10 protein-coding genes are annotated in these 10,497 nt (G+C 67.2%); 3 read left to right on the top strand and 7 right to left on the bottom strand.

The window, feature by feature from the left end; translation table 11 throughout:
* Positions 1-123 precede the first annotated feature (123 nt).
* Positions 124-1,053 carry a cation diffusion facilitator family transporter gene (locus tag DDE13_RS20940; RefSeq protein ID WP_235868804.1) on the bottom strand — a complete coding sequence of 310 codons (930 nt, stop codon included), beginning with the start codon at positions 1,051-1,053 and terminating at the stop codon, positions 124-126.
* A gap of 317 nt (positions 1,054-1,370) precedes the next feature.
* Here DDE13_RS20940 and DDE13_RS20935 point away from each other — a divergent pair, with 317 nt between their 5' ends.
* The gene (locus DDE13_RS20935) at positions 1,371-1,958 is read left to right on the top strand and encodes a VPLPA-CTERM sorting domain-containing protein (RefSeq protein ID WP_162631146.1); all 588 of its coding nucleotides are present in this window, start codon (positions 1,371-1,373) and stop codon (positions 1,956-1,958) included.
* A 64-nt stretch (positions 1,959-2,022) separates the two neighbouring features.
* Here the strand turns inward: DDE13_RS20935 and polA are convergent, their stop codons facing one another.
* From polA to DDE13_RS20920, 3 genes are all read right to left on the bottom strand, one after another.
* Positions 2,023-4,809, bottom strand: coding sequence for a DNA polymerase I (polA, locus tag DDE13_RS20930; protein WP_111406165.1), 2,787 nt, complete (start codon positions 4,807-4,809; stop codon positions 2,023-2,025).
* A 70-nt stretch (positions 4,810-4,879) separates the two neighbouring features.
* Positions 4,880-6,058: a hypothetical protein gene (locus DDE13_RS20925; RefSeq protein ID WP_111406164.1), complete on the bottom strand. Its 1,179-nt coding sequence runs from the start codon at positions 6,056-6,058 to the stop codon at positions 4,880-4,882.
* Between the two features lie 110 nt (positions 6,059-6,168).
* Positions 6,169-6,360, bottom strand: coding sequence for a zinc-finger domain-containing protein (locus tag DDE13_RS20920; RefSeq protein WP_111406163.1), 192 nt, complete (start codon positions 6,358-6,360; stop codon positions 6,169-6,171).
* Positions 6,361-6,500: 140 nt separating this feature from the next.
* Here DDE13_RS20920 and DDE13_RS20915 point away from each other — a divergent pair, with 140 nt between their 5' ends.
* Positions 6,501-7,430, top strand: a complete 930-nt coding sequence (locus DDE13_RS20915) for an ABC transporter ATP-binding protein (RefSeq protein WP_111406162.1) — start codon at positions 6,501-6,503, stop codon at positions 7,428-7,430.
* Between the two features lie 27 nt (positions 7,431-7,457).
* On the opposite strand, the gene DDE13_RS20910 is transcribed toward DDE13_RS20915, so the two are convergent.
* The 3 genes from DDE13_RS20910 to DDE13_RS20900 form a co-directional block, all read right to left on the bottom strand.
* On the bottom strand, positions 7,458-7,907 hold the full coding sequence (locus tag DDE13_RS20910; protein ID WP_162631145.1) for a hypothetical protein: 450 nt from the start codon (positions 7,905-7,907) through the stop codon (positions 7,458-7,460).
* 128 nt (positions 7,908-8,035) lie between these two features.
* Positions 8,036-9,058 (bottom strand): NAD(P)H-quinone oxidoreductase, encoded by a 1,023-nt coding sequence (locus tag DDE13_RS20905; protein WP_111406160.1) that lies wholly within the window; start codon positions 9,056-9,058, stop codon positions 8,036-8,038.
* 41 nt (positions 9,059-9,099) lie between these two features.
* Positions 9,100-9,804: a COQ9 family protein gene (locus DDE13_RS20900; RefSeq protein WP_111406159.1), complete on the bottom strand. Its 705-nt coding sequence runs from the start codon at positions 9,802-9,804 to the stop codon at positions 9,100-9,102.
* Between the two features lie 133 nt (positions 9,805-9,937).
* Between DDE13_RS20900 and rpsU the strand changes: the two genes are divergently transcribed.
* Entirely contained in the window at positions 9,938-10,144 is a 207-nt protein-coding gene (gene rpsU / locus DDE13_RS20895) for a 30S ribosomal protein S21 (protein ID WP_005614280.1), read from the top strand.
* Positions 10,145-10,497 lie beyond the last annotated feature (353 nt).

Below are 10,497 nucleotides of genomic sequence, written 5' to 3'. Positions count from 1 at the left end.
ATGGGCTTCGTCTTCCTCGTCTCCGCCCTCGACTGGCTCAGATGAATGCAGACACGGCCTAGCCCTTTCACGCGGGGATGCGCTCGAGCGCGTTCCGCCAACCAGAGCTCGGCCCCATCCCTTCTACCCCGGACCCGCGCCGATCAGCGGCGCCGAAACGCAGCCGTCGTCCCGCCGCTCCACCTCCAGCGTGATCTGGCCAAGGTGGAACTGCGCCCCCAGCATCGACCGCAGCGCCGCACGGGCCTCGGCTTCCGGCACATGGGCTTCCAGCACCACATGGGCCTGAAGGGTGAAACGCCGCTCGTCGATCTGCCACAGATACAGGTTGTGCACCCCGACGACGCCGGGCTGGTCACGCATCGCGTCCGCGACTGCGCGCGCATCCACCCCCGGCGGCGCGCCGAGCATCAGGATACGGATCACCGGGACGATCCCCCGCACCGCGTGCCACAGGATGTATCCCGATATCCCCAGTGTCAGCAGCGGATCGACCAGGCGCCAGTCATAGAGCATCACCAGCACACCGCCGAGGATCACAGCGACCGACGTGCCCGCGTCGGCCATGTTGTGCAGGAACGCGGCGCGAATGTTCAGGCTGTCCTTCGCCAGCTTCCATGTCAGGGCCGCCGTCGCCACGTCCACCGCCAGCGCGAAGCCCGCCACGGCGATCACGATCCAGCCGGTCACCGGCGTGGGATCGATCATCCGCCAGACGGCCTCATAGGCGAGATAGAGCGACACCAGCACCAGCGTGGTGTAGTTCACCAGCGCCGCCACCGTTTCCGCCCGCCCGTAGCCGAAGGTCATGCCCGCGTCGCTGGGCCGCCGCGCGATCCGCCGCGCCGCCAGCGCGATCCCGAGCGTCATCGCGTCGGACAGGTTGTGCACCGCGTCGGCCACGAGGGCGATGGACCCGGCGACAATCCCGCCCGCGATCTGCCCCGCGGTCAGCGCCACATTCGCGGCGACCGCCCAGACCATGCGCCGGTCGCCGCCGTCTTCGGGCATCAGGTGCAGATGGTGATGGTGGTGATGATGGTGTCCGTTCATGGCGGGCATCCTGCGCCGCCGCCGCGCGGCGTCAAGCGGCGAGACCCAGATCACCAAGGGCCGGTATCCCGGCAATTCCAGCGCCCACCCGGACCCAACGGTAAGCATGCCGCGAAAAAGACCTTGCCCAGAACCATTTACGCGAATATCCCAAAGCCGTTAACACTCGTTGACAAGCATCTCAAGAAAAGAATATGACGAGGACCACCATGAAGACCTGTGTAAGTCTTGCCTTCGCGGCAGTTGTCGGCGTGGCGTTGTGCGCCACAAGCGTAACGGCCGGCACCCTTAGAATGACGTTCAAGGACAGTAACGTCATGACCTACGGCACGGGCGCGGACACCTACTACGTGACGTCGCCGGTCGTGACGCTGTCCTTCGCCAATGCCGTCGACTACGCGCTGCTGCCCGACCCCAAGGCTGGGCCGAAATTCGGGGCGGCGGACCTCGTTTCGATCACGTGGGAGAATATCGAGAACCTCGCCTTCATCGAAAGAAACCCGGCCTTCGAGAACCCGCCGCTCACGCAGGCGCTGTTCGACACGCTGACCTTCGTGTCGAGCCGGGACTATCCGCTGAACCGTCCGGGCATCTTCGCGCCGGTGGATGGCGCGATCAACGCGCGGGCCGAGATCTATTTCGCGCCGACAAGCACCACGACCTTCATCACCGGTCCGATGGTCAACCTCCAGTCCCGCGGCGGCAACGTGCTGAAACCCAGTGGGAACTGGGACAGCGACAGGTTCAGCGATGCCGCCCCCTGGCTGTTCGGCATGACCGCGATCGAATGGGATCCCTCGGCCACGTCCTTCGCCGTGGAAACGCCGCAGGTGCCGTTGCCCGCCGCGGCGCCGCTGCTGATCGGCGCGCTCGGCGGCCTTGCGCTGTTCCGCCGCAAGGGCTGAGACGCGAAAACGCGGGACCGGCGCAGGCCGGCCCCGCAAACGACAGCGCGACGGCCCCGGCCTGTCAGTGGGCGTCGCTCCAGTTTCGTCCCGACCCGGCTTCCACCGTCAGCGGCACGGACAGGTCCACCGCCGGGTGGGCCGCAGCCTCCATCACCGCGCGCACCCGCGCCGCGACGTCGTCCGCCGCGTCCTCGTCGACCTCGAACAGCAATTCGTCATGGACCTGCAGCAGCATGGTCGCGGGCAGGTCGGCGATCGCGCCCGGCACCCTGATCATCGCGCGCCGGATCACGTCCGCGGCCGACCCCTGGATCGGCGCGTTGATCGCCGCGCGCCGTGCGAAGCCCGCACGCGGCCCGCTGGCCGAAATCTCGGGCGTGTGGATCTTGCGCCCGAACAGGGTCTGCACGAACCCGTGCTCCTTGGCGAAGGCGACCGTGTCGTTCATGTAGTCCCGGATGCCGGGGAAGCGTTCGAAATAGCGGTCGATGAAGCCCTGCGCCTCGCTGCGCGGGATGCGCAGGTTGCGCGCGAGGCCAAAGCCGGAAATCCCGTAGATCACGCCGAAATTGATCGCCTTGGCCTGCCGCCGCACCTCGGGCGTCATCTGATCCAGCGGCACGTTGAACATTTCCGACGCCGTGGCGGCGTGAATGTCCTGCCCGTCGCGGAACGCCTCCTTCAGCGCGTCGATACCCGCCACATGGGCGAGGATGCGCAATTCGATCTGGCTGTAGTCGAGTGACAGCAGCACCCGCCCCTCCGGCGCGACGAACGCCTGCCGGATGCGGCGCCCCTCCTCGGACCGGATGGGGATGTTCTGCAGGTTCGGGTCGGTGGACGCGAGCCGCCCGGTCGCCGCCCCCGCGATCATGTAGGACGTATGGACCCGCCCCGTGTCGGGATGGATGTGTTCCTGCAACGCGTCGGTGTAGGTCGATTTCAACTTGGAGACCTGGCGCCAGTCCAGCACCCGCGCGGGCAGGTCGTGTTCGGTCGCCAGATCCTCCAGCACGTCGGCACCCGTGGCATAGGCGCCGGTCTTGCCCTTCTTGCCGCCCTCAAGGCTCATCTTGTCGAACAGGATCTCGCCCAACTGCTTGGGGGAACCGACGTTGAATTTCTCGCCCGCCAGCTCGTGGATCTCCGCCTCCAGCCCCGCCATCTTCTGGGCGAAGGCCGACGACATGCGGCTCAGCGTGTCGCGGTCCACCAGCACGCCGGCCTGTTCCATAGCCACCAGCACGGGCACGAGCGGTCGTTCCATCGTCTCGTAGACGGTCGTCACCTTGGCGCGGTGCAGGTTTGGCTTCAGCGCATGCCACAGCCGCAGGGTGATGTCCGCGTCTTCGGCGGCGTATTCCGCGGCCTTGTCGATCGGCACCCGGTCGAAGGTGATCGCGGACTTGCCCGCCCCCAGCAGCGGCTTGATCGGGATCGGCGTGTGGTCGAGATACCGCTCGCTCAGCGTATCCATCCCGTGGCCGTGCATGCCCGCGTGCTGGGCATAGGAAATCAGCATCGTGTCGTCGATGGGCGCCACGTCGATGCCTTGCCGCGCAAGGATCTTCACGTCGTATTTCGCGTTCTGCGCGATCTTCAGGATCGACGGATCCTCGAAGACGGGCTTCAGCATCTCCAGCGCCGTGTCCATGGGCATCTGCCCCTCGGCCAGCGCGTCGGACCCGAAAAGATCGTCCCGATCCGCGGCCTTGTGCGCAAGCGGGATGTAGCACGCCCGCCCCAGTTCCACGGACAGGCTGATGCCCACCAGTTCGGCGCGCATCTCGTCCAGGCCCGTGGTTTCGGTGTCGAACGCGACCCAGCCGCGATCCATGATCCGGTCGATCCACACCTGCAAGGCGGCGCCGTCGCGGACGACCTCATAAGCGGCGGTGTCGAACGGAATATCGTCGGCCACCGTCTCCGGCGCGGTCGGTTCGGGCACGGCGGGCGGCTCCACCCCCAGCCGTTCGCTGATGCGCTTGGTGATGGTGCGGAATTCCATCGCCGTCAGGAAGCCCAGCAGCGCGTCGGGGTCTGGCTCACGAACCTCCAGATCGTCGAGGCCGAAGGTAAGAGGCACGTAGCAATCGAGCCGGACAAGCTCCCGCGACAGCCGGATCTGGTCGGCATGGTCGATCAGCGTCTGGCGGCGCTTGGGCTGCTTGATCTCTTCGGCCCGCGCCAGAAGCGTATCGAGATCGCCATATTCCTGGATCAGCAGCGCCGCGGTCTTGATCCCGATGCCCGGCGCGCCCGGCACGTTGTCCACGCTGTCGCCCGCCAGCGCCTGCACGTCGATCACCTTGTCCGGGCCGACTCCGAACTTGGCCTCCACACCTTCGGCATCGATGCGCAGGTTCTTCATGGCGTCGAGCATCTCCACCCCGCCACCGACGAGCTGCATCAGGTCCTTGTCGGAACTGATGATCGTCACGCGCCCGCCGGCCTCCCGCGCCTGCTGCGCCAGCGTGGCGATGATGTCGTCGGCCTCATAGCCCTCCAGTTCCTCGCAGGCGACGTTGAAAGCGCGCGTCGCCTCCCGCGTCAGGGGGATCTGCGGGCGCAGGTCTTCGGGCATGTCGGGGCGGTTGCCCTTGTACTTGTCGTAAAGATCGTTGCGGAAGGTGTGGCTGCCCTTGTCGAAGATCACCGCCGCATGGGTCGGCGCATCCGGGCCGTCGTTCCCTTCGATGTAGCGCAGCAGCATGTTGCAGAAGCCCGACACAGCGCCCACCGGCAGCCCGTCGGACTTGCGCGTCAGCGGCGGCAGCGCGTGGTAGGCCCTGAATATGAAGGCCGACCCGTCGATCAGGTGAAGATGATGACCCTTGCCGAATGCCATGGCCTGCCCCCTTGCGCGTTCGGCTGACAGGTATCCCGCGCCGCGGCGCGGGTCCACCGCCAAGCGCGGATCAACCCGGCTCGGGGGCGGAATCGCGCACGCGCGCGGGCTGCCCGCGGCGCTGGGGCGGCGCGATATCGGTGAACAACTCGCGCTGCGGACGGCGCAGGGCGGTGGCGATGACAAGCTGCTGCAGGGGCGTCGCCTGCAACCGGCCGGACAGCACGTCCTCGGCGGCATTGGGCGCGATCTTCAGGTAATCGGCAAGCTGCGTCGCGTCCACGCCTTCCTCGGCCATGGCCGCCTCGATCCGCACGCCCCAGCGCGGGCGATCGTCGTCCACGGCGAAGAAGTTCTCGCCGATCTGGGCGATCCGCGCGTAGGCCCGTTCCGACAGCAGCCCGGAAATGATCCCGAGGAACGACAGGAAATAGGGGTTCAGCACATCCGCCGAGTCGCCCGAGGTCAGCGAGATCTGCCCCGCCTTGGCGAAGATCAGCACGATAAAGGCACTCAGCGCGCCCACCGCGGGCAGGATCAGGAACCGCCGCACCGTCAGCCCGCTGTCACGCCGCACGAAGGACCATGTCATCGTCACCACGCTGCCCAGCATCCCCATGACCATGGTCAGCAGCATCACCAGGATCTCGCGCGGCAATCGCAGGAACCCGGCGAACATGTTGTCGTCGTTTTCATCGACCTCGAAGAACTCGTAGGTGTCGAACATCCGCGCCAGCGGCTCGGCCGTGCGCAACGCCTCGGTCTGCGCGGCGATCTCCGCCTCGACTTGGGGATTGACGACGTAGAACTGCGCGATGGCATCGTCGAGATCCCGGAACTCCTCCACCAGCAGACAATGCCGCCGCGGCTCCGCCCCCTCCCCCGCGCAATCCCGCAGGAGCGCCACGAAATTCTCATGGCTGCGCAGGGTGTCGAGGTCGAGATCCGTGCCCGGAAACAGTTCCTCCGCCACGTTCGCGCGATCAGTGTAAAGACGCTCCAGCGGAGCGTGCTGTTCTTCCCAGATCGCATTGGCGCGGTTGTGGAAGCGGTCATAGGCGCGCTGCACATCGCCGAAGGTGGCCGTTTCGCTCACCGCCTCCAGCCTGTCGTGGACAAGGATAGCACTCAGCGCGCCGACGACCATCCACAGCGTCATCACGTAGAGCAGAAACAGATAGGCGGCGCCGGCCAGTGTCCCGGTCAGCCACACCGCGTTGTGATAAACCCGCTGAAGACCCTCACGCATCGTCCGCCGTCCCCGCATGACGGGCCGGAACGGACGCCGTCACAACAGGGTTAACAGAAATCCGCGCACCAATCCATCGCCGCACATCCCGCGCCGGCCCGGCGGGCCGTTCAGGCGTCGGTGTCGACCTTGCCTTCGAAACTGCGGTGGATGATCTTCTTGTCGCAATAGCCGCATTCCACCCAGCCGCGGTCGCGCGGGATCGAATACCACACGCGCGGATGCCCCAGCGCGCCTTCGCCGCCGTCGCAGGAGACGCGCCAGGCGTCCACGATCTCGGTTTCGGGGGGGGCGATGGTCATGGGTATCCTCGCTCTGGTCTGGCGGCCACGGGGGCGACTGGTTGCCGCCCGCCGCGGCAGGGCTTAAGTCGGGCGCAGAATAAAGGTTCGCCCTGCCGCGGCAAGCCCGCCGCGCCAGCGCACCCGGCACGAGGGCCAAGATGTCACAGAACGCGATCGAACTGGAACGCGTCGCCAAGACCTATGGCGGCCAGGGCAAGTCGCCCGCGAAGGAGGCGCTGAAGGGCATCGACCTGACGATCCCGGCGGGGTCGATCTTCGGACTGCTGGGACCGAACGGGGCGGGCAAGTCGACGCTCATCAACATCCTTGCGGGACTGGTGAACAAGACCTCGGGCCGGGTGTCGATCTGGGGCTTCGACCAGGATGTGAACCCGCGCCAGTCCCGCGCGGCGATCGGCGTGATGCCGCAGGAATTGAACCTCGATCCGTTCTTCTCGCCCCGCGGCGCGCTGGAGGTGCAGGCAGGGCTTTACGGCGTGCCGAAATCTGAACGGCGCACCGACGAGATCCTCGACATGATCGGGCTGGCGGACAAGGCCGACGCCTATGCGCGGTCGCTGTCGGGGGGGATGCGGCGGCGGCTTCTGCTGGGCAAGGCGCTGGTGCACCGCCCGCAGATCCTCGTGCTGGATGAGCCAACCGCGGGCGTGGATATCGAGTTGCGCCAGATGCTGTGGCGCAACGTGCGCAAGCTGAACGACGAGGGGATGACGATCATCCTGACCACCCATTACCTCGAAGAGGCCGAGGCGATGTGCGACGAGATCGCGATCATCAACCACGGCGAACTGGTGGTGCGCGACACGACGGCGGCGCTTCTGGGACGGCTCGACGCCAAGACGCTGGTCATAACACCCGAAGGCGATGCGGCGGACATGCCGCGGATCGACGGCGTGAAGATCACGCAGCGTCCCGGCGGGCGGATCGCCTTCGATTTCCGCAAGAGCGAGATCAATCCGGGTGCGATTCTCGATGCCGTGCGCAGCGCGGGGATCACCCTGCGCGACGTGGCGACCGAGGAACCGGACCTTGAGGATGTGTTCCTCGCCCTGACCCACAGCGACTGAGCGCGGGGGTTGGGCGGAGGCGCCGGGTCAGGCCCGGCGCGCCTTCGGCGTCACGTCGCGCAGCCCGCCCGGCACGGCCGCGTCGCCGGTGTCGAGGATCTCGGCATCCAGGATTTCCACGGCGACGGCCGCATCCGCGGCGGCGTCGTCATCCCACGCCTTGACCTGCGCCTCCCGCGCCCGCGCCGCGCGCGCGGTATCGCGGGCCGCGGCGGCGTTGAAGGCGCGTTCCTCCACCAGCGCCCCCCACACGGCGGCCAGAATCACGCACAGAAGCGCACCGACCCAGCCCACGAGCAACGCCTGCAACGCGCCAAGCCCCGCGATCACCGCAAGCACCGTGAACCCCACGAGAAACGCGAAGCCCAGCAGCACCAGAGCGACCGGTCCCGGCCCCTGCATGTCCGCCGCGTCATCCAGCGCGGCCCGTATGTCATCCTGCGGGGGCCAAGCCCCGCCCCTGTTGCCGCCAGCCATCACACCGGTTCCCGCACCCATACCCGAATGGGCCCAATCTATCCCATTGCGCGGACGGCCCAATGGAAATGCGATGGCAAGGTTTACACCTAAAAATTGCAGGATTCCGGCGCATAGCGCGGCAGCTTTCAGGCTGCCACGTCAAGCACGATCTTGCCGATATGGCGGCTGCTTTCCATCAACGCGTGGGCCTTGGCGGCCTGTTCCAGCGGGAAGGCGCTGTCGATGACCGGCGCCAGCTTGCCTGCAGCGATCATCGGCCAGACCTCGGCCTCCAGCGCCGCGGCGATCCGCGCCTTGGCCGCGTCCGATTGCGGGCGCAGCGTCGATCCGGTGATCGTCAGGCGCCGCAGCATCACCTGCGCGAAATTCAGTTCCGCCTTCGGGGACTCGAGGAACGCGATCTGCACCAGCCGCCCGTCATCGGCCAGCGCCTTGAGGTTGCGCGGGATGTAGCTGCCCCCGACCATGTCGAGGATCACATCCGCCCCGCCCGCGGCGCGCAGGATGTCCACGAAATCCTCGGACCGGTAGTTGATGGCGCGATGCGCGCCCAGCCGGGTGCAGGCGGCGCATTTCGCGTCGGTCCCGGCTGTGGCAAATACGTCCGCCCCCAGCGCCGCGGCGATCTGGATGGCGGTCGTGCCAATGCCCGACGATCCGCCATGGACGAGGAACCGGTCCCCCGCGCGCAGCCCCCCGCGCATGACCACGTTCGACCAGACCGTGAAGCAGGTTTCCGGCAGGCAGGCGGCGGCGCGCAGGTCCAGCCCGTCGGGCACCGGCAAGGCATGATCGGCGGGTGTCGCGGCGTATTCGGCATAGCCCCCGCCCGGCAGCAACGCGCAGACCCGGTCGCCCACGGACCAGCGCGTGACGGACCGTCCGACGGCAACCACCGTGCCCGCGGCCTCCAGCCCCGGCAGGTCGGACGCGCCCGGCGGCGCCTTGTAGGCGCCCGCCCGTTGCAGCGCATCGGGCCGGTTCACGCCCGCATGCGCCACCCGGATCAGGATGTCATGGTCGCCCGGCACAGGCAGCGGGCGCGCGACCGGGGTCAGAACCTCCGGCCCGCCGGGTTCGGAAATCTCCACGGCGCGCATGGTGCCGGGCAGCGAATGGGTCGTCTCGCGGTCGTTCTCGGGGGGCATGTCGTCTCCTTGCCGGGTCGCCGCCCCCGCGTGCCGGTGCCTCAGCGCGGACCCTGCCACGATCCGGGCATGTCCGCGGGCGGCGTGCGGTCGGGGGCTTTCACCCAGCCTAGCGCCCATTCCACGCCCGAGACCAGCGGTTGCAGCATCTTGTTGTCGCGTGCCTGCGCCTTGACCTTCTCGATGCGCATCACGTCCTCCACCCGGCGATCGAGGAACGCCCAGGTCCGCGCGTGATCCTCGCTGTCGTCGCCCAGCCAGTATAGCACCGTAGAGGAATAGACCCCCGCCAGCGTCGCGCGCTTGGTGTACCAGTTGTAATCCCGCGCCGTGTCGCCCAGCGTGTCCCAGATCAGATCCGCCGTGCCCCAGACCAGCCGCGCGCCCTCCGTGGCGTGGACGGGCAGCGCGAACAGCGTCGTGCCCCGACGCACCAGTTCCTTGTCCTCGACCAGCTCCAACCGGAACCGTACCGCCGCCGCCACCCGGTCGCGGAACCGCATCTCGGCCATGTCGGCGGCATGGATTCGGCGCAGCATCTCGGCGTCGCCTTCCTTGTGATAGGCCACTGCAAGGTCCAGCGCCCCGCGCGGACACACGGCATCCGCCGCGGCCCGGTCCACGCCCGCGTCGGACACGGCCACGCGGAACGCGCGATGCGACCAGCCGTCGAAGGGCACATGGGGCTTGATCGCCGCCAGTAACCGGGCCTGCACGCCGTCACGCGTGCTTGCGTTCTCTTCCATCGCTCCAACTCCTCGTGCCTTTTCGCCGCGGCCCGCCCGGCCCGGCCTGACGCTGGACAAGCTAGGTGGCCTTTGCTATAGCGCCACTTCCTGCAGAATATGCAACTTCAACACGGAAAGGTGGTGACACCACATGCAGGTCAGCGTTCGCGACAACAATGTCGACCAGGCGCTTCGCGCGCTCAAGAAGAAACTCCAGCGCGAGGGCGTGTTCCGCGAAATGAAACTCAAGCAGCATTTCGAGAAGCCGTCCGAAAAGAAAGCACGCGAGAAGGCCGAGGCGATCCGCCGCGCCCGTAAGCTCGCGCGCAAGAAGGCACAGCGCGAAGGGCTTCTCTGAGCCACGGCCAGACTTCGACATCGCGATCTGACGGCACGTGTCGTCCTCAGGAAACCCCCGTCGCTTGCGCGCGGGGGTTTTGCCTTGCGCGCGCCAGCCCCCTGAGCATGTTGCGCAATAACGGGTGCCGGTCTTGCGCTTCTAGAGCGTGTCGCCTCAGATCGGATTCTGGATTCCCATAGCGGTTATCCTGTGATTCCATGCCTTGTAGGCAACTATGGGGGTCAGGGATGGGTAAACCGCATCCTGTTGAGCTGCGTGAACGTGCCGTGCAGATTGTCGCGCAGGGCCACACGCACACCGAGGCGGCGCGGCGACTTTGCGTTTCGATCAAGTTCGTCAACGACATGGTG

Origin of the sequence: Meridianimarinicoccus zhengii (assembly GCF_003254465.1) — a bacterium.
GTDB lineage: Bacteria > Pseudomonadota > Alphaproteobacteria > Rhodobacterales > Rhodobacteraceae > Meridianimarinicoccus > Meridianimarinicoccus zhengii.
The sequence above is the reverse complement of the archived record's forward strand: the minus strand, read 5'-3'. Positions and strand labels throughout refer to the sequence as shown.